Genomic DNA, 20,219 nt, shown 5'->3' on the forward strand with positions numbered 1-20,219 from the left:
TTTGAAAAAAAGGTGGATGCCTTTAAGCCATCTGCTACAAGCATTTGTTCTTCTTTTTCGTATATATAAGAGAAGGCAGGAGAGAGTGAGGGATAAGAGTGGGACGATCCTATGTTGCGATTGGAGATTCCTTAACGGTTGGGGTGGGGGCACGTTTATTTGGCGGCGGTTTTACGGAGCGATATGCGGCGAAGCTTGAAAAGAAGCTGCATATACCGGTGAAACTGTCCGTATTTGCGAAATCAGGGTTAACAACGGAAGAGATCTTGCAGCTTTTTCAGCGGTCTGATGTAAGACGGGCGATTGCTCATGCTGACATCATCACCATCACAGGCTGCGGGAATGATCTAGTTCAAGCTGTTCTGCAGTATGAAAAAGGGGAAGATGAAAAGACACTGCTGCAAGCGTCTATGCATTGTCAGGCGAATTTTAGCAAAATGGTTCAAGAAATCGCTCTGATAAAAAGAGGGCAGCATCATCCATACTGCGTATATTTATTGAATTTATATAATCCTTTTCCTGAGATTCCGATCGCAGAGAGATGGCTGAAGCAATACAACCATCACCTTCGCCAGCTTGCTGCGAATCCACATGTAGAAGTAGTGGATATTTACGATGTATTTGAAGGTCATCAAAGCGCATACTTATCGATTGATCAATTTCATCCGAATCACAAAGGATATGAAGCAATGGCAGAAGCGCTGTTTCAACAATCCGCTAAGCAACTGTGATCCCGCGGGATTGCAGTTTTTTTCATTCTTTTAAATGAAGGGCTGTTTCGATATGATAAAAGAAACAAGACAAAAGAGGTGTATGCATGCAGGAGATGAGCGCGTATTTTCATGAATTGAAAGGAACAGCTTATGAGGTAGGAAAGCAGCAGGCTGTCTGGCTGAAGGAGCACCCTTTGCTTAAAAAACAATATATTCAATCAGAACCGTTATCAAAAGAGGCTGTGAAGGAAACGAAGCAGCTGATTCGACCGTTTCTTCCTCAGTTAGAGGAAGAGCTCACGGGATTTTGTGATGAAATGCAAATAGATGAAAGCAATTTGACCTTTTTCTATTCTTCGCATCTTCAGCCAGGCTGTTCCCATTGTGTGATGCAGGGAAATGAGGCTGCCAATCAACAAACGGTGATGCTTCGCAACTATGATTTTTCTCCGCTGTTTGATGATATGCGTCTTGTATCTACACATGTGAAGGGCTCAGCAGTCCATACAGGCTCATCATTAATCTTATTTGGCAGATCTGATGGGATGAATGAGCATGGTCTATCGGTCACATTTTCTGCATGCGGTCCGCCTATTGGCAACGAACCAGGCTTAAAGCCGCCGGCTGTTGCTGGCTTGCAAGTATATCATGTCATTCGTGCTGTGCTAGAGTCCTGTAAAATGGTGGAGGATGCCGTCCGTTTGGTACAGGAAATGCCCGTCGCGTCAAATGTTCACCTAATGCTTGCCGACCGGCAGGGAGAGGCGGCTGTGATTGAAATGATTGATGGGCAAAAAAAGGTGAGAAGGCCGGAGCGTGGATTTATTGCGGCTACGAACCATCCGCTTGCTGATCACACGGCAAAAGGGTTGACGAAACATCATTCTGTTGTCAGGTACGACATGTTAATTCAAGCTTTAGAAGAACAGCCGTCAAGCGAGTCTCTTACGGAACTATTTCAGGCAGAATACCCTGCTGGTCTGACTGTGCACAATTATGAAGAGCTGTTTGGGACGATGCGAACCGTCATGTTTCGGCCGGAGGAAGGGACGATGGAGTATTGCTTTGGCTCTCCCGTCTATCATCCTACCTATTCATTAAAGGTCGGGGGCACACTGCCATTTCATGAACAAACGATTCAATTTCATCAAAAGGATTATGGACCATCATTTTGGAGAAACGTGTGAGTCTTTCATTTTGTCACAGCCTGTGTGCCAAATTTAGATCAACTTCAGGTTGCATCAATTAGTGAAAGCGTTTTATATTAAAGTGTGACAATAGACCTATTTAAGCAGAAGGAGGCATTTCATGTACATAACGGCACGAGAACAGAAAGTGATCAAATATATGATTCAGCAAAATCGTTATGTCACCATTCGTGAGATCGCCGATTCTGTTCAGGTAAGTACAAGAACCATTCATAGAGAACTTAAATCCATTAAACCTATTTTAAAGAATTACAACCTATCACTTGATAAACAGCCGGGGAAGGGCTTGAAGGCGGTCGGTGAACAGGAAGACAAACAGCGGCTTCTGTCTCATATTTCAAATGAAGATCAAATTGAATATAGTTCTGATGAACGGAAGCTCTTAATCCTGTGTGCCCTGCTCGAAGCAAAGGAACCGGTGAAATTATATACACTTGCAGCCGACTTGCAGGTTACAAATGCGACCATCAGCTACGACTTAGATGAACTGACGGACTGGATCGCTCCCTACGGTTTACTGCTTATCCGCAAGCGTGGGTACGGCATTGAATTAAAAGGGCCGGAGGAAGCCAAACGAAAAATTGTCGGGAACCTGATCGTTGACCGTCTCGACATTCAATTATTTCTCGAAACGATTGAGATGAATATTAAACATCGAACGAAAGCGACTGAAAAGGTATTTGGGGTAGTCAGTCGAGGACAGCTGCTCAAGGTAGAAAGGCTGCTCTTTCATTTGAAAAACAGACTCTCTCTCTCGTTGTCAGATAGTGCCTATATTGCACTTGTCGTTCACTTAACCTATGCCATTGAACGCATTCAAATCGGTGAAACCATTCGGATGGAAGAGGAAGAATTGCTTGAATTAAAGCGGACGAAGGAATTTGAATCTTCACTCAGAATCGCACGAGCATTAGAACGCATGTTTAATGTAGAGATTCCTGAAGCGGAGGTCGGCTACATGACCATCCATTTGCGCAGTGCAAATCGAAGCTTTACGGCAGAATACCGCATTGATGAGATTGAGTTAGATATCGCGCTGAGAACGAAGAAACTCATTGACTTTATTTCTCATAAAACAGGTTACCATTTAAATGAAAACGATTCATTGTATGAGGGACTCGTGTCTCATCTTGAACCAGCTATGAACCGTTTAAAAGAAAAGATGCGGATTTACAATCCGCTCACACAACAAATAAAAAAAGACTACTTCTTGCTGTTCATGGCGATTGAAGAAGGTGTGGAGCGCTTCTTTCCTGAGATCGAATTTCCAGAGGATGAAATTGCCTTTATCGTACTTCATTTTGGTTCGGTGCTTGAAATTAAAAAAGAAGAAACAAAGATTCATGCATTGGTCGTTTGCTCAAGCGGTATCGGGTCGTCAAAAATGCTCGCATCACGATTAAAAAAAGAACTGCCTGAGATCGCCAAATTCGATCTATCTTCCTTAATGGAGTTAAAGGAAATCGACGCGGCGAGCTATGACATGATCGTATCAACCGTTCCGATCCCATATGAGCATATTGATTACATTATGGTCAGCCCGCTCTTAAACGAGGATGACGCAGTGCGGGTCAAGTCTCATATTAAACGAAAAATTCCTTATCTGATTGAGAAAAAAAGAGCGCAGGAATCTGCAAAAGAATCGGTGGAGGAAACGGTTGATATGATAGGAATGGCAGAGCAAATCACGAATTATATGTCAGTGATTCGCAGCATCTTGTCCCATTTTACAATAGAAAAAAAGAAGACAATGGAGCAGCATGAGACAACAATGAGAGAGCTGATGCGTCAGGTTGAAAGTCAAGGCTATTTAGAACGTGCAGACGAAGTGACAGCCGGTTTACTTGAGCGTGAGCAGCAAGGTGGTTTAGGCATTCCAGGAACCGAGTTTGCTCTTTTTCACTTAAAGCATGATCTCATTAAGAAACCGGTCTTTCATATCTATGATCTTGATGAGGCATACGAGATCAAAAGCATGGATGGCGGGCAACAGCTCATGTCCAGAATGCTCCTCATGCTGGCGCCGCTAGAGCTTGGCAAAGAAGGGTCTGAAATGTTTAGCCTGATCAGTTCATCCATCATTGAAAGCGAAGAAAGCATGGCGCTTTATGGACAAGGAACAAAGGAAGAGATTGAACAGAAATTACATCAACTTTTTTATCAATTTGTCAAAGAGGCAAAATGGTAAGAAAAAGCCGAGAGCTTATTCGCTTCTCGGCTTTTTTGCTGTGACACAGACAGCGAGGGTGGGACGAATCTCTTCATATTCAACAGAAAACTGATCAAATCCAGCAAATTCTAAATCATTGAGGATGCTTTCGCCCATTTCTTTTGTCCGATTGGCGTCTGCTCCTTTTTCTCTTGGCTGCATCACAATGACGAGTTTTCCGCCAGGTTTCAAGGTGTGATAAAGGTTGAGTGCGCCAGCCTTTGGGTCATCCCAAATCGTATAATTGTTAACAGAAAGTACTTTGTCATACTGATCCGCCGGCAGGCGTGTTTTTTCAATTTTCCCGACATACAGCCGGACCTGCTTCTCTTTGGATCGTTTCTTTATACGCGAATGCGCCTGTTCCTTCATAGTTGAAGAAGCATCTAGTCCATCAATGTGAAGATCGTCATAATGCTTGAGCATATGTTTGATGCTATAGCCGGGGCCGTAGCCTATTTCCAAAATGTTTTCACCATCTGATAAATCTAAATGCTGGATCGCCCATTGATTCAGTGCCTTATTTTCATTTGCCATAATAAAACCTGCGATGCTTCCGAGCCAACCTTTTGGTCTGCTAAAGGTTTTAGAAATGGTTGATAGCATGTGAGAACGCTCCTTTTTCATGTTTATGTAACCGATTTTTCCCATCCTGAAACCTGTCAGTTTTCAAAACGCATTGATGACGCATAGGGATGTTTGAGTAAAAAAATGAAGTGGTAATGAAAGGATACATCAACAAATCAAGGAGGAGCTTACACATGGATTTACGTGAATACTTAACAAATGGCATTCCGCGCCAAACGCAGGATCAGCAGCCGGGCAGTGAAAGAGAAATGAATCCTGCGCCGATCTATGAGGATGAATCGTATAAAGGGTCTGGTAAGCTAAAAGGAAAAGTAGCGCTGATTACAGGTGGAGACAGCGGAATTGGACGTGCCGTTTCTGTTGCGTATGCCAAAGAAGGAGCTCATGTCGCGATCGTATACTTAAATGAACATGAGGATGCAGAGGATACGCAAAAACGTGTAGAACAGGAAGGCGTCAAATGTTTAACAATTGCAGGGGATGTCGGGGACGAAGCCTTTTGCGAGAAAGCGGTAGAAAAGACAGTTGAAGCCTTTGGACAGCTGGACATCTTAGTCAATAATGCGGCCGAACAGCATCCGAAAGAACGTATTCAAGATATTTCTAGTGAACAGCTTCACCAAACCTTTAGAACCAATTTCTATTCTTATTTTTATTTTACGAAGAAGGCACTCGATTACTTAAAACCGGGAAGTTCCATTATTAATACAACATCTATTAACCCGTATCGAGGCAACAAAGTGCTCATTGATTATACGGCGACAAAAGGGGCCATCAACGGCTTTACTCGTTCTATGGCACAGTCGCTTGTGAAAGATGGTATTCGGGTAAACGGTGTAGCGCCCGGCCCAATTTGGACGCCGCTCATTCCATCTACATTTGATGAAGACAGTGTCGAAAGCTTCGGGGCCGAGACGCCAATGGGAAGACCAGGACAGCCTGTGGAGCATGTAGGCTGCTATGTACTGCTTGCTTCGGACGAATCGTCTTATATGACGGGACAGACACTTCACGTCAACGGCGGTTCCTTTATGAATACATGATCAATAAACACGCCGCCCAGCTTTGATTGGGCGGTGTATTTAGTATTTCTTCCGATTCTTCTGTACAGATGAGACAGACCATATGATAATGCCCACAACAACCGCTGCAATAACAAGTGAACTCAAATGGAACATCGTTTCATGATGCATGTTCAACTTCCCCTTTCAATGTGTCCGTTTTTTATAGCATCAGCTAGAAGATGTCTTTTTATGAAAAACACATTTCTTTGTTTAATGAATGGATTGTCGTGGAAACCTAAGAGTACGGATGACATTTTGAAGGAGTGAAGATACATGTCACAAGAAGAGTTAAAGCAAAAGGTAATGAACTTATTAGACGAACAAAAAGTTGGAACATTGGCGACTGTTGAACAAGATAAGCCGCATACCCGCTATATGACTTTTTTTCATGAAGGGCTGACATTATATACACCAACAAGCAAAGAAACACATAAAGCTGATGAGATTGAAAAAAATCCGAATGTTCATATTCTCATTGGTTATTCAGGTGAAGGATTTGGGGACACATATGCAGAAATCGCAGGTAAAGCCACATTAACTGATGATCCAGAACTGATCGACAAGCTTTGGTCTGATGAGATGGAGAAATGGTTTAAAGGAAAAGATGATCCAAACCTAGTAATCCTTAAGATTGACCCAACCTCCATTCGTTATATGAACGAAGGAAACCGGACACCAGCAGAATTATCACTTTAACACTTGCGTAAGTTGGGGGAACGTGTTATAGTTTTATATTAAGTGTTGAAATAGCAAATAAATAAAGAAAGTAAACTTTCTTTTTTCTATGACATAATGAGAAGCAATAGAGCTTCTACTTGATAAGAACGAGACGCTGTCAAAGCGAACAAACTTATTCTTTTCCTTCTGCAACCGCCCCCCTATAAAAGCGGAAGAATGGAAAAAAGACGTTTTGATTTACAATTCACACTGGCACGGCTTCGGAGCCGTAAGGACGAATGAGAGGTAGGGCTTTCGTTGTCTTGTTATCCAGAACTTCCATGGCGTTTACTTTCAAACGTAGGTTCACTCGGAACACATATGACACACTGATATGATCGAATCTTAATTCATACACTCCGTGACGGAGATTAAACATTGATTATTTATTTGCATGAAAAGAGTAAGAAACGGGCTGCCATCTATTTGGCAGCCTTTTTACGTTTTAAACAATAAAATAGGAAAAAGGAAGAAAAAAAGCGGACACCGTCCGCATGACATCACCTTTAACAGGATTCTCCGCTCACAATAGAACTGCTCATCGACAGAAAGAGGAAATGCTTCATCATCACTCACTTCGCCCTTTCTTCTGATACCTCCAAATCCGGCCAATAAAAAAGAACATCACCGTAAACAAAATAGAGAAGATCAACATGTCCAGCAGTGTCACGCCTCTATCTGGATGCACAACCCCAAACCAAACCCATTGAAGAACAAAAGAGATAGCAAAATAAAAGATGGATTCTTTCATGAAATTCTCCTTTTCACTTGTTTTTTTGACTGTTTAGCCACACCATCCAGATGAAAAAGGAACAAATGGCGCATGCGAGCAAAGTGACAGGCGGCAAGGTGTACCAGCTAGTCAGCCCCTTTACAAAGCACATATAAAAAAAGAAAATGGTAATAGATACGAGCACCCCTTGCTTGAACCAACGGGGAACACGCAGCCAAGCCGCTAGAATGATCGATGATAGCTTATCCATTGAGATAACATCCTTTTTTTGAATCTGATTGGATTTTATCGTAAACAATCAAATATGTAAAATATGGATTTAGAAAGTTGGAATGGTATTCTTCTAGCATGAAACATTCTCGCTGCACTGACGTATAAGAAAAAGGAACTCCATGAAAGGAAGCGATCAAGTGAAAAGAATACCAGTGATTTTCCTCAGGTATATTGTCTTCTTTATTCCAGCAATCATTCTTAGTATTTTGGTGTGGAACCATTACCAAGATGATTTATCCGCAGGGAAAGCGACGCAATATGACGTCAAACAAATATTTACATTCGATGAAGGGAAACGAGTGGTGAGTGCTGTATCAAAAAACCAGCAGCTCCATTTTGCAATGTATGATCCTCAATCAGGAAAAAGAATCAGTGAATGGATAACGGAAAGCGATACGTTTAATGAAATGCTGCCATCTATTCAAGGGAACCATCTCTTACTTGCTTTAAAAAATAAAGACGATCAGCTGTTGATCGAAAAACTGTCTCCAAGCGGAGCAAAGAAAGAACTCGTCAAGCAAAACTTACAGATTCCCTCATTTTTAAAAACGAATACATATCAATGGAATGGACGTCTCGTGTTTACAGGAGAAATGGAAGGCGCTGCTGCGGTCCTCGGTGAGCTAAAGAATGGTCAGTTTCATGTCCACAATCTCAGCGAGCTGAAGCTGCCAGCAAGACCTGTTTCCATCGATGTCGTCATGAATTCTTTTAGAGGGCAGACCCCATTCCCTATGTTTGAATTGACTTTGAAAAATGACCAGAAGGCGTATGTCAGCGGAATCTCAAACGAGAAGCATCAGCTTGGGGTCTATGTCTCCAAAAGTGCAGAACCGTTTAGCCTCATTGAAGATAAAGTCGTGCAGCAACTGAAAAAAACGATCGGATCATCACAAAACGTTGCTGTCGCTGTCGAATCCAACTATCCAAAAAGACCAAGGAAAGTGGATGCAGAGGGAAGGCTTGGGGAAGTCGTCCCAACACCAAAACCGATGTACCAAACCTTTATCTACCAGCTGAATGAAGAAGAAGTTCTTCTTTTAGGCTCTACAGCAAAGGACGAAGCACAAGGCAAGCTAACTGGTTATATTTATAATCATCGCACGAATAAGGCGACGTCTGCCAGCAAGCTGTCTCAGTCGTTGTCATATGAAACTTTACAAAAAGAAGATCTCTCTTTTCATAAAAATGTGAAGAGCAATTGGCTCTATTATTCACTTGGCAACCAATTAACGGGGGCATTTGAGGCGAAAAGCAAACAGCTAAAGGAATTTCCTTTGCAAAAGGTCATCTCAATCGAAAATGCCAGTCCAGCCCACCAAACGTCTGTTGACACCTTTATGCAATATGTCATGCAGGGCGGACCACTTATTCTCAACTGGGCGATATGGCTCTTTATCCCACTGTTGTTATTTGTGCTAGCGATCTTCCTGCCACCGATTTTGAGGCTTGTGAGAAAGAACAAGATAAAAGACAGTGTCACATTAGAAGCCAATATTGTATCAGTCAAAGAAACGGGTACCTACATCAACGAACAGCCGCTGGTCAACATGCAACTTCAATTTCAATATGATGGGAAAAATATCGAAAAGGCGGTTAAAACGATTGTATCCTATACTCAGATACCGCAACCGGGTCAGCGTATCGCCATTCTCTACAATCCGAAAAAGAAAAAAGCGATGCTCTTAAAAGAAGGTGACTTCTCGCAGCCAAGCGAGCCAAAGTTCATCAAAGGCGCTATTTTAAGAAACATAGAATCATATGGAACCGTAGGACGAGGCACCGTCTTATCACTTACATTTGAAGCAGATCAGAAAAGGTATACCATTCCGATGATTCAAGCCGCTGGTTTTGAATTTAGAACAGGAGAAAAAGCCGATCTCGTCGACATCAGTGGTCAGCTGAAAATGGCAGCCTATGGGCATGAAGTGCGGAATCGTTCGGGGAAAGACGTGACATTGACAGGAACGATCCAACGGGTGAAGCAATATCCAGTCACAATTCATGATCAGAAGCCTATTATGCTGGATGTGACGGTTTCTAGCGGAGATCAATCCATCACAAAAACGGTCAGCCAATTCATACCTGATCATATGCAGGTCGCAGCCGGCACTCAAATCACGATCCAGACAAAGAAAGAAGAGCTGGATAGAGAAATGGGTCTTATGCAAGAGAAACAAGGAAGTGCAAAAGTGACCCATGTCACATTTTCCGGTGTCATCGGCAACCAGCCGTTAGCGATCATTCAGGTTGAGAGAGATGGCATCATGTATGAAGTGAAGCAGCCAATCGATCCAATCACTAGCGTCTTGCCTGGTGATGAATTATGGGTGGCGTATCACGACATGACGCGTCAAGCAGCCATTGTGAAATATGCATCGATTTAAAAAAGCGTTCCCCAGCGTGAAAAAAAGGGCTAAAACGAATTTCGTTTTAGCCCTTTTTGATTAAGCTTTTGTATCATATTGGCGGAGCACCTTATCGTAGGCGAAGTTACCGAAAGGAATGAAAGCCGCAAAAAAACCAGCGATGGACCATTTCAAATGCCAGCGAACTTTAAAGGTCACATATGCCAAAACGAGCATATAGATGACAAACAATGCGCCATGAAGAGAGCCTACAATAGTGACTGCCATCGGAATATCCGCAAAATATTTTAGAGGCATGGCAATTAAAAGAAGGGTTAAAAGAGACATACCCTCAATAAAACCCGCCTGTCTCAGACGGCTAATACTTGTATGCATATACAAATCCTCCTGTATAAAAGCTAGTTTCTCATCTTCTAATATAAACGAAAGATCGTCTGGACATGCTGAAATCTACGAAAAATTCAAAATATGTTCATGGAATGCTTAAAAAATGGGAAAAGTCCTTTACTCCTTGTTTGTTTCAGAGAGTACTTGCTTTAAGTGCATCACATCATGCAATAAATGCTCCGTCATTGCTTGAACGGCTTCTGTGGAGTGGCGCTTTTTTATTTTAGAATAGATGGCTGCATGCTCTCTTTGAATGGTTTCAGCACGAGCCCCGCCGCTAAAATGAAAGATGCGGCAATAATGAATGAGCGCATTCACGTGATTTAATTGTTTAGATAAACGGTGATTGTGACTGGCTTGTATGATTGTTTGATGAAACGCTTCGTGTAACTGAACGATATCCTGAGATGGCAGCTGCTGTTTGATTGCTTCGTCTGCCTTCGTGAGCACCTGTTCAATGTCATCTATCTCTCTATCTGTGGCTTCTTTGCAGGCAAGCTTAACGGCAAGCGTTTCTAAAGCCATTCGGACTTGATAGAGTTCCTCGACATCCCGCTCTGTTAACGTATAGACGGAATAGCCTGATCGATGATCTGCGATTAAAAGCTCGTCTTTTTCTAACAGCCTCATCGCCTCTCTGACCGGTGATCGGCTTACGCCAAATTGTTTGGCAAGCTGTGTTTCATTGATGCGCTCTCCTGGCTGAAACTGGCCATCAAAAATCATTTGCTTCAGCTGTTCATAAAATTGCATGTGATACGGTGCTGGTTTTTCCATCTCGAATGAATTCATCCCATCATTCCCTCTTTTATACATCATCTTTTGTCTCATGTTATCCAAGTTTTTCCCTCTAGGCAAGCCTGCATCAAAAAGTCAATATCGTACAATCCAAGAGAAAAGGGGTGTGCTACACTTATGATCAGTTCAGCGAAAAGAGGGATCGACATGAACACACAAGAGGAACGAACTGTACATTTTGATCAAGACTTACAAATAGAGGCATATCGCTTTCATGGCATCATGCAAAAGTTCCCGAATCATTTTCATACATATTATGTGATTGGGTTTATTGAAGACGGTCAAAGACGTTTGGTCTGCCAAAATCAAGAATACATCATTGAAAAAGGTGATATCCTTCTTTTTAATCCGTATGATAATCACGCATGTGAACAAATTGATCACAGGACACTTGATTATCGTTGCTTAAATATTGAAGCAGGTGTGCTAGAGAAGGTCTTTCAGCACAAACCGCATTTTAAAGCCCCTGTGTTTTCACAAAGTGAACTAACAAAGCCATTATATGATCTACATCAAATGATCACAGAAGAAGCTCCTGCTTTGAATAAACAGGAAACCTTCTATTTCTTTATGAAACAATTGATTGAAGCCTATGCTGATACCTCAGAGGAAAAAGCATCAGCCACACGTGCCAACGAACAAAAAGTCCGAGACGTACAGCAATATATTGAAACACATCTCACGGAAAATATATCGTTAGATGACTTAGGTGAGCTTGTGTCCATGAACAAATATTCATTGCTGCGTGCTTTTACAAAGTTCAGAGGAATTACGCCGTATCGTTATTTACAGACAATCAGGGTGAACTATGCGAAGGAACTTCTCGCCCAAGGAGTGAAGCCTGTAGATGCGGCTGCCTCCGCTGGATTTTCTGATCAAAGTCATTTGAGTCATTTCTTTTCAGAATTTATTGGGCTCACGCCAGGGCAGTATCAGCAAATTTTTGTAAAGCAGGTAACAGCTGATGATAAATAAACAGCTGCTCGGTCATTTAGCGGCCATGTTCACCATTTTTTTATGGGGATCTACCTTTATCTCTACCAAAATATTATTAACGGCTTTTTCTCCAACAGAGATTTTATTTTTCCGTTTTTTTATAGGGTACTTGGCTCTGATGATCATCTATCCGTTTACGATGAAGGTGCAAAGCAAAAAGCATGAAGGGATGTTTGCGCTGGCAGGTTTATGCGGTGTGGTCTTATATTACTTTTTAGAAAATGTCGCACTTACTTATACGTTCGCTTCGAATGCAGGTGTCATCAGCTCCGTTGTCCCATGCTTCTCTTTTTTATTGGCTTATTTTTTATTAAAAGATGAGCCGCTGCACAGCCGGTTTTTCATAGGCTTTTTCATCGCGATGACGGGAATCGTGCTGATTAGCATGAATGGAATGACGACGTTTCAATTGAATCCACTCGGTGATGCCTTAGCATTAACAGCAACCATCGTCTGGGCATTCTATTCCATTTTATCGAAGATGATCAACCAATATGGCTACCATATCATTCAGGTAACAAGGCGTGTCTTCTTTTACGGACTGCTATGGATGATTCCACTGATCTGGCATTTTAAGGTTCGTTTAGACTGGGAGCGGTTGACCAATCCATCGTTTGCCTTCCACTTGCTGTTTTTAGGCGTCTTTGCATCTGCTATTTGTTTTCTGACATGGAGCTTTTCCGTGAAGACGATCGGAGTGGTGAAATCAAGTGTGTATATTTATGGAGTGCCTATTATCACGATGATCATTTCAATGATCGTTCTTCACGAGAGCTTGACCTTCATGTCTGGGCTTGGAACAGCACTGACCTTAGGAGGTTTGCTGCTTTCAGATAAAAAAAGTGCGGGAAGAAAGAAACAGAAGCCCCATGTGCTGATGCAGGATAAAAAGGCGCTTTGATCAAAAAAAGCGTCTTTTGTCCATTGTAAGAACACGCACTATTTAGTAAACTCAAATGAAACGGTCGACGGTCGACCGATAACAAAGGGGGAAAAATCAATGAAGCATGTTTCAATTGCAGCGATACCAGGTGACGGGGTTGGAAAGGAAGTTGTGCCTGAAGCTATTCGAGTTTTGAAAGCGGTATCAGATGTGCATGGCGGTCTGTCTTTCACCTTTCAGGACTTTCCGTGGAGCTGTGAGTATTATTTAGAGCATGGCGAAATGATGCCAAAGGATGGATTGGAACAACTAAAAGCCTTTGACAGCATTTTCTTAGGAGCAGTCGGAGATGCCAATTTAGTGCCGGATCATGTATCACTTTGGGGATTGCTCATTAAAATTAGACGTGAATTTGAGCAGGTGATTAACGTTAGACCGGCAAAACAGCTGAGCGGCATTCGCTCCCCGCTTGCTCACCCAAAGAATTTCGATCTTCTTGTTGTAAGAGAAAACGGTGAAGGTGAATATAGTGAAATTGGAGGCCGCATCTATCAAGGGGAGGATCAGCTTGCGATTCAAAATGCCGTCTTCTCTAGAAAAGGGACAGAACGTGCGATGCGTTTTGCTTTTCAATTAGCAGAAAAGAGACGAAACCATGTAACAAGTGCAACAAAGTCAAACGGCATCGTGCATACCATGCCATTTTGGGATGAAGTGTTTCAAGACGTCTCAAAGGACTACCCTAATGTGGCAGCAGATTCTCAGCACATTGATGCACTCTCAGCCTTCTTTGTCACAAGACCAGAGAAATTCGATGTGATTGTTGCCAGCAATTTATTTGGTGACATTTTGACGGATCTTGGTGCCGCTATCATGGGTAGTATTGGTGTCGCACCAGCAGCCAATATCAATGTAAATGGCAAATATCCATCCATGTTTGAGCCAGTACATGGATCAGCACCAGATATCGCTGGAAAAGGGATCGCAAACCCTATCGGACAAATCTGGACCGCTAAACTCATGCTTGATCATTTCGGAGAGGAAGAATTAGGCACACACCTTCTCGATACGATTGAATCTGTCACAGCAGACGGCTTTTTAACGGCAGACATCGGCGGAGCTTATCAAACACAAGAGGTCACAAACGAAATCATTAAACGATTGAAGAAATAATCCGTCATTAGAACCACATCTCCACGTCTGCTATAATAAAAGGATGGATAGAAGAAAGAGATGTGAAATCTAGTGTCAAAAACAGTTGTATTAGCAGAGAAACCTTCGGTAGGACGTGACCTTGCACGTGTGCTGAAGTGTCATAAAAAAGGAAATGGCTTCTTAGAAGGAGATCAATACATTGTCACGTGGGCACTGGGCCACTTGGTGACACTGGCTGATCCAGAAGGCTACGGGAAAGAATTTCAATCCTGGCGTCTAGAGGATTTACCAATTATTCCAGAACCACTCAAGCTTGTCGTGATGAAAAAGACAGGGAAACAGTTTCAAGCGGTCAAAGCGCAGCTGGCGAGAAAAGATGTAAAAGACATTGTCATCGCAACAGATGCTGGACGTGAAGGGGAGCTTGTGGCAAGGTGGATTCTTGAAAAAGCACATGTGAAAAAGCCTCTAAAACGTCTATGGATTTCGTCTGTTACAGACAAAGCCATTCAAGAAGGGTTCAAACGATTAAAAGACGGCAGAGAGTATGATAACCTGTATCGCTCGGCGGTGGCCCGTGCAGAGGCCGACTGGATTGTAGGAATCAACGCAACAAGAGCGCTGACAACGAAGTTCAATGCGCAGTTATCCTGTGGACGTGTGCAAACGCCAACGATTGCTATGATCGCCAAGCGAGAGGAAGACATTCAGCAATTTCAGCCGAAGCCGTTCTTTGGACTGACGGCACAAGTAGACGGACTGACGCTGACTTGGCAGGATGCAAAGACAAAACAAAACCGTACATTCCAAGAGGATGTAGTGACGGAGCGCTTGGCAGCCTGTAAAGGAAAACCTGCAGTGATTGATGCACTGAAAAAAACAGCGAAAAAAGCCTTTGCTCCAGGATTGTATGACCTGACAGAATTGCAGCGTGATGCCCATAAACGCTACGGTTTTTCAGCAAAAGAAACAATGTCTACACTTCAGCGTCTGTATGAACAGCATAAGCTTGTGACGTACCCGCGTACAGATTCACGTTTTATTTCGGCAGATATCGTTCCCACATTAAAAGATCGACTCAAAGGAATGAACGTTAGACCTTACGCGCAGCATGTGAATCGCATTCTACAATCAGGCATTAAAGCACATAAAGGTTTTGTCAACGACGCCAAAGTGTCAGATCACCATGCGATCATTCCAACCGAGGAAGAGCTGTATCCGGGTGCATTAAGTGATAAAGAGCGTAAATTATATGACCTGATTGCCAAGCGATTCCTCGCTGTACTGATGACCCCTTTTGAATATGAGGAAACCACAGTGATCGCCAAGATCGGCAGTGAGACATTCACAGCGAAAGGAAAAATTGTGCAATCAGCCGGTTGGAAAGCCGTGTACGATGATTCCTATGAAGACGAGGAATCAGCTGAAGCAGATCAGCACTTGCCGGCATTAACAGAGGGGCAGTCACTTGACGTACGCCAATTAAAAGAGACAAAAGGCGAAACGAAACCTCCTGCTCGTTTTAACGAAGCGACCCTTTTATCTGCCATGGAGAACCCGTCTGCATTTATGCAGAACAAGGAAAAGGACTTAGTGAAAACCCTTGGCGAAACGGGTGGATTGGGAACAGTGGCAACTAGAGCTGATATCATTGAGAAATTGTTTAACAGCTTCTTAATTGAGAAAAAAGGCAAAGACATCTTCATCACATCGAAAGGGAAGCAGCTTCTTTCTTTAGTACCTGAAGATTTAAAGTCACCTGCGTTAACAGCGGAATGGGAACAAAAACTTTCTAAAATTGCGAAAGGTCAATTGAAAGCTTCTCAATTCATGAGTGAAATGAAGTCATATGCAAAACAAGCCGTATCTGAAATCAAACAAACGAACCAAACCTTTAAGCATGACAACATGACAGGCACACATTGTCCTGACTGCGGAAAACTCATGTTAAAAGTGAACGGGAAAAACGGCACCATGCTTGTTTGCCAGGATAGAGAATGCGGACATCGAAAAAATGTGGCAAAGAAAACAAATGCACGCTGCCCGAACTGTCATAAAAAGCTTGAGCTGCGCGGGGAAGGCGATGGCAAAATATTTGCCTGTGTTTGTGGTCATAGAGAGAAACTGTCTGTTTTCGAAAAACGCAAATCACAATCCAATCAAAAACGAGCCAGTAAGCACGATGTGTCTAAATATATGAAAAAACAAAAGAAAGTGGAAGAACCAATCAATAACGCACTTGCAGAACAATTGAAGAAACTAAAATTAGATCAATAGTTGTGTAAAAACCCATGTGAATTCGCATGGGTTTTTTGTTTGTTCGAGTATTTTGACATGTTGTTTTTCTGTAAATGGGAATATGTAAGCGAAAAGACTCGTAATTTGGTATAAAATATTTATTTTCATTTAAACAGAAACGCTCTATAATAAATCGTTAGATGCTTAGAGAGAATAAGGATTGAAAGGGGACACGAATGGATACACCCATATATCGTACAGCTATCGCTATACTCATTGTCATTCTACTAGGCGGATGTACCTGGAAACAGCAGCAACATTCAGCTCAACCAGAACCTGCAAAGCCAGTATTGTCAGGAGAGTACTTTATGACTCACCACTTAATGACAGACCAAGGCATGATTCGAACCTCGCTTGCGGAACAGCCTACTTACTTATCAGAATCGCTCGGACTTTGGATGGATTATCTTGTTAGAAAAAAAGATCAAACATCTTTTGATCAACAGGTAGACGTCCTGCGCACTCAATTCTTACTGGAACATGATCTTCTTAGCTGGCAAATCGAATCTCATCAAAAAAGCAAAGTCAATGCTTTAGTTGATGACTTACGTGTAGTAACAGCACTTCAAAAAGCAGATCAATTGTGGCAGAAGTCAGTGTATCAAACCACAGCCAAAAAAATCGCAAAAGCGTTAAAAGACAAAAACATGTTCAAGGGTATGTTGACCGACTATTATGATGCATCGACAAAACAAACTTCACACACAATCACACTTTCATATCTTGACCCAAAAGCAATCAAAGAACTAGTATCCCTCCACCTATTCACAGAACAAATGATGAACAACCAATTGGCCATTCTAAAAAATGCACCGAGACAAAAAGGATTTTTTCCAAAATCCTATGACATAGCGAAGAAAGTCTACTCATTTGATCAGGAAATCAACTTGATCGATCAGCTTTATACGGCTCTTTATGCCGAACGTGCACAGGTTGATACAAAAGTCATCATGAAATGGCTGAAAACCAACTTCCAAAAGGAAGGAAAACTGTATGGACGATATAAACTGAGCACATTACAGCCAGCAGTGACGTATGAATCGCCTTCAGTCTATGCACTGGTGATCTTATATGCACTCAAACAAGGAGAAGATGATTTTGCAAAAGACGTCTATCACCGAATGAAAGAGCTGCAAATCCAAGATCCTCTCAAGCCTTATTACGGAGGCTATATGAACGAAAAAGATACACACTCATTTGATAATTTATTGCCTCTAATTGCAGAAAGGGAGCTTCTAAATGAAAAGGTTATTCAGTAACACCTATCGCACGTATTATACGCTGCTCCTCACGTTTGCGGGACTCATTTTATTTATGGGCTACTTGAATGGACGTGATGCGGAGAGTGTCATGATCATCACACTCACATTTGTCGTGATAGGATGCGGCATTTTATTTGGTATTTTGCCAGCATTGGTTTTTACTTTGTTGATTTTGTTCTTTATAGGAAGCGGGATGTTCTTTACAGAGCTTGGTCACACAAATTCACTCTTTTCTAATCAAACCTTGCAAGATGTCGTGATATGGGGCGTGGCGCTTCTCTTTTTTGCTATTTCTGCTGGAAACGTACATGAGCGAATAAAAACGATGCGTTACACCATTGACCAACAAAAGAGGGCCATCAAACAATTTGTAGCGATTGACTCAACCACAGGATTTGACAATGCAGAGCGAATGAGGCTCGAATTGTCTGAGGAAATGAAACGAGCAGAACGATATAAACAGCCATTCGTCTTTATCCTTCTTCATATGCACTACTCAGCGGAATTCAAAACATTATATGGAGAAAAAGAAATGCAGCATCTTTTCCAGCAACTCAGTATGAAGATTCGCGAAAGTGTGAGAGAAACCGATAAGAAATTTCGATTATCCGAAGAACGAATCGGGCTGCTGCTCACTCACACACCTGCAGAAAACGTCTCGATCGTTCTTGAAAAGCTAAAGGATAAACTGCAAACGCATGTCCTGCTAAATGGTCGTGAAGTGACCTTAACTTTTCATGTCTGTCATTTAACAAGCAGCTCGGACTATCGGACACCAGAGCAATTTTTAGAAGAACTAGAAAACGAGATGATGATGAATGAACTTTAATGTTTTGACGAAATGTTGTTTGTTATTCGTTCTTTTCTCTATGCTTTCGATCAAAGACAGTACATCAGCTGGTGCACTTGAGAAAGAGTCCAGGACCCTCATCGTCTATTCCACACAATCAGGTGAGACAACGCCAACTGTTCATATGCTTGATGTACTTGTGGGGCATTTTTCCACACGAACGACCATTTTATCTGATGAACAAATCACTGAAAAGAACCTCAATGACTCTCAGCTAGTTATCTATATAGGTGAAGAAAAGAGAACGTTGAAAGCACAAACCATTCGTCTCATAAACGAATCAAAACGCTTAATTGCAATAGGATACAATGCGGAACAGCTTCGCCCATTCTCCAAGCTTACTTTTCACAAACAAGATCACATCAGTCAAATCAAAGATACTGATGATCAAGAATACCGTCAGCTAGAGAGAGGAATCACAGCTCAGGCGGTTCAAGGGACAGATCTGCAACGTAAATTCTTAATGAAGAAAAATCAAGCTGAGCAGCCATTTGTGATTCAAACAAAAGAAGGTGCGGCATATGTCGGAATGCTAAATATCCTTCAGCACGACAAGTTGCTTGCAGAGGTGCTGGAAAGTCTCCTGCCGGCTTCTAATCAAACGACGACAAAGTACTTACAGATTGGGAAGATTAACCCCGTCACGGATGAGAAGAAGTTGCTTGAACTTGGACGATACGTAACAGCTCGCCATATCCCTTTTCTGCTGGCGGTGACCCCTATATGGATTGATCCAGCAACAGGGGATGAAGTGACGCTCAGTGACCGGCCTAAACTTGTCCACGTGTTAAAACAATTGCAAAGCAATGGAGCTAGTGTCGTTCTTCATGGGTTTAGCCGTACGTATCGAGCGGAGGAGTCGGGTAAAGGCTTTGAATTTTGGGATGTAAAGTACGATCAGCCCGTTACGTCAAATGAACCAGAGAAAGCTGATCAGCAGCTGAACAAAAGCTTTTTTTCGAATGAAAAAGATTTTAATACGTATATCACATCCAATCAACATCAAGAAGCCATCTATACAGAAGAAAAGCTGACAAAAGGCATTGAACTGCTCGCGCAGCAGGGATTATATCCGCTTGCATTTGAAGTACCAAATGATGCCATATCCCTGCAAGGCTATGAAGTGATTTCCCGCCATGTGTCCAGTCTATTTGGACAGGTGCAGCTCTCAGACCGTACATGGAAAACAAGAAGTGCATCACCGTTTTTGACGACACCCGCCATGCTTCATGGCATGACTTTATATCCTGAACAGTCTATAGATACAGCGTCTGACCAAGAAGGTGCAAACATACTGACTGAGCAGACAATTCAATCCATGCAACATATCCAATCCGCCGCCATTGGGCTGTCCTATGATGTGGAAGCGGGGATAGATGGGCTGCAAGATGTAATCACACAAATGGATGCGATCCCTTCTAGTGAATGGCTAGATTTAAAGAAAACAAAACAGACTGTTCAAACTCAGAATGTCCAGATCAAAACAGCAGGAAATGGTCATATTCAAATAGAGCAATCCAATATAGCTGAACCAAAAACACACAAACGAAGCGGGATGGAAAATATGCTTCGAATACTCACAATGGTGGTGCTGCTCTTTATTGTGGCATTTGCTTTTTACACATTGTATTTAAGGCTGACCATGAAAAAACGGATCTTTAAGGAGAGAAAATCAGGTGGCTGATATCTTATTTTACCTATCATTAATACTGATTT

The 20,219-nt window shown here is 42.2% G+C and carries 18 protein-coding genes; 13 read left to right on the forward strand and 5 right to left on the reverse strand.

The window, feature by feature from the left end; translation table 11 throughout:
* Nucleotides 1-98: 98 nt before the first annotated feature.
* The 3 genes from NST01_RS02290 (at nt 99) to NST01_RS02300 (ending at nt 4,109) form a co-directional block, all read left to right on the forward strand.
* Nucleotides 99-731: a GDSL-type esterase/lipase family protein gene (locus NST01_RS02290; protein WP_098680867.1), complete on the forward strand. Its 633-nt coding sequence runs from the start codon at nt 99-101 to the stop codon at nt 729-731.
* A gap of 86 nt (nt 732-817) precedes the next feature.
* Complete coding sequence (locus tag NST01_RS02295) at nt 818-1,900, forward strand: C45 family autoproteolytic acyltransferase/hydolase (protein ID WP_098680868.1); 1,083 nt, start codon at nt 818-820, stop codon at nt 1,898-1,900.
* 121 nt (nt 1,901-2,021) lie between these two features.
* Nucleotides 2,022-4,109, forward strand: a complete 2,088-nt coding sequence (locus NST01_RS02300; protein ID WP_035390426.1) for a BglG family transcription antiterminator — start codon at nt 2,022-2,024, stop codon at nt 4,107-4,109.
* 15 nt (nt 4,110-4,124) lie between these two features.
* On the opposite strand, the gene NST01_RS02305 is transcribed toward NST01_RS02300, so the two are convergent.
* Nucleotides 4,125-4,736: a class I SAM-dependent methyltransferase gene (locus NST01_RS02305; RefSeq protein ID WP_017358489.1), complete on the reverse strand. Its 612-nt coding sequence runs from the start codon at nt 4,734-4,736 to the stop codon at nt 4,125-4,127.
* A 155-nt stretch (nt 4,737-4,891) separates the two neighbouring features.
* Between NST01_RS02305 and NST01_RS02310 the strand changes: the two genes are divergently transcribed.
* Both NST01_RS02310 and NST01_RS02315 read left to right on the forward strand, forming a co-directional pair.
* Nucleotides 4,892-5,761 carry an SDR family oxidoreductase gene (locus tag NST01_RS02310; RefSeq protein ID WP_024720227.1) on the forward strand — a complete coding sequence of 290 codons (870 nt, stop codon included), beginning with the start codon at nt 4,892-4,894 and terminating at the stop codon, nt 5,759-5,761.
* Nucleotides 5,762-6,055: 294 nt separating this feature from the next.
* Nucleotides 6,056-6,478 carry a pyridoxamine 5'-phosphate oxidase family protein gene (locus NST01_RS02315; RefSeq protein ID WP_048002381.1) on the forward strand — a complete coding sequence of 141 codons (423 nt, stop codon included), beginning with the start codon at nt 6,056-6,058 and terminating at the stop codon, nt 6,476-6,478.
* Nucleotides 6,479-7,067: 589 nt separating this feature from the next.
* On the opposite strand, the gene NST01_RS02320 is transcribed toward NST01_RS02315, so the two are convergent.
* Nucleotides 7,068-7,250: a hypothetical protein gene (locus tag NST01_RS02320; RefSeq protein WP_008347162.1), complete on the reverse strand. Its 183-nt coding sequence runs from the start codon at nt 7,248-7,250 to the stop codon at nt 7,068-7,070.
* 13 nt (nt 7,251-7,263) lie between these two features.
* A complete protein-coding gene (locus tag NST01_RS02325) occupies nt 7,264-7,482 on the reverse strand; it encodes a hypothetical protein (RefSeq protein WP_024720228.1) in 219 nt (72 codons plus the stop codon).
* A 160-nt stretch (nt 7,483-7,642) separates the two neighbouring features.
* Between NST01_RS02325 and NST01_RS02330 the strand changes: the two genes are divergently transcribed.
* On the forward strand, nt 7,643-9,892 hold the full coding sequence (locus NST01_RS02330) for a hypothetical protein (RefSeq protein ID WP_255290878.1): 2,250 nt from the start codon (nt 7,643-7,645) through the stop codon (nt 9,890-9,892).
* 60 nt (nt 9,893-9,952) lie between these two features.
* Here NST01_RS02330 and NST01_RS02335 read toward each other — a convergent pair whose 3' ends face one another.
* Nucleotides 9,953-10,249, reverse strand: a complete 297-nt coding sequence (locus tag NST01_RS02335) for a DUF3817 domain-containing protein (RefSeq protein WP_034664017.1) — start codon at nt 10,247-10,249, stop codon at nt 9,953-9,955.
* Between the two features lie 129 nt (nt 10,250-10,378).
* Nucleotides 10,379-11,053 (reverse strand): GntR family transcriptional regulator, encoded by a 675-nt coding sequence (locus NST01_RS02340; protein ID WP_176544685.1) that lies wholly within the window; start codon nt 11,051-11,053, stop codon nt 10,379-10,381.
* Nucleotides 11,054-11,206: 153 nt separating this feature from the next.
* Between NST01_RS02340 and NST01_RS02345 the strand changes: the two genes are divergently transcribed.
* The 7 genes from NST01_RS02345 (at nt 11,207) to NST01_RS02375 (ending at nt 20,187) form a co-directional block, all read left to right on the forward strand.
* Nucleotides 11,207-12,034, forward strand: coding sequence for an AraC family ligand binding domain-containing protein (locus NST01_RS02345; protein WP_098680877.1), 828 nt, complete (start codon nt 11,207-11,209; stop codon nt 12,032-12,034).
* Nucleotides 12,024-12,956, forward strand: coding sequence for a DMT family transporter (locus NST01_RS02350; RefSeq protein ID WP_098680871.1), 933 nt, complete (start codon nt 12,024-12,026; stop codon nt 12,954-12,956). The genes NST01_RS02345 and NST01_RS02350 overlap by 11 nt, the downstream gene beginning before the upstream one ends.
* Before the next feature lie 99 nt (nt 12,957-13,055).
* Entirely contained in the window at nt 13,056-14,111 is a 1,056-nt protein-coding gene (locus tag NST01_RS02355) for a tartrate dehydrogenase (RefSeq protein ID WP_098680872.1), read from the forward strand.
* 72 nt (nt 14,112-14,183) lie between these two features.
* A complete protein-coding gene (topB, locus tag NST01_RS02360) occupies nt 14,184-16,370 on the forward strand; it encodes a DNA topoisomerase III (protein ID WP_060780785.1) in 2,187 nt (728 codons plus the stop codon).
* A 197-nt stretch (nt 16,371-16,567) separates the two neighbouring features.
* Nucleotides 16,568-17,650 (forward strand): glycosyl hydrolase family 8, encoded by a 1,083-nt coding sequence (locus NST01_RS02365; RefSeq protein ID WP_060780786.1) that lies wholly within the window; start codon nt 16,568-16,570, stop codon nt 17,648-17,650.
* On the forward strand, nt 17,631-18,482 hold the full coding sequence (locus tag NST01_RS02370; protein WP_035703799.1) for a GGDEF domain-containing protein: 852 nt from the start codon (nt 17,631-17,633) through the stop codon (nt 18,480-18,482). The genes NST01_RS02365 and NST01_RS02370 overlap by 20 nt, the downstream gene beginning before the upstream one ends.
* A complete protein-coding gene (locus NST01_RS02375; RefSeq protein WP_341041422.1) occupies nt 18,472-20,187 on the forward strand; it encodes a DUF2334 domain-containing protein in 1,716 nt (571 codons plus the stop codon). The genes NST01_RS02370 and NST01_RS02375 overlap by 11 nt, the downstream gene beginning before the upstream one ends.
* The last annotated feature ends 32 nt before the right edge of the window (nt 20,188-20,219 follow it).

Origin of the sequence: Bacillus sp. FSL R7-0166 (assembly GCF_038008935.1) — a bacterium.
GTDB lineage: Bacteria > Bacillota > Bacilli > Bacillales > Bacillaceae > Bacillus > Bacillus altitudinis.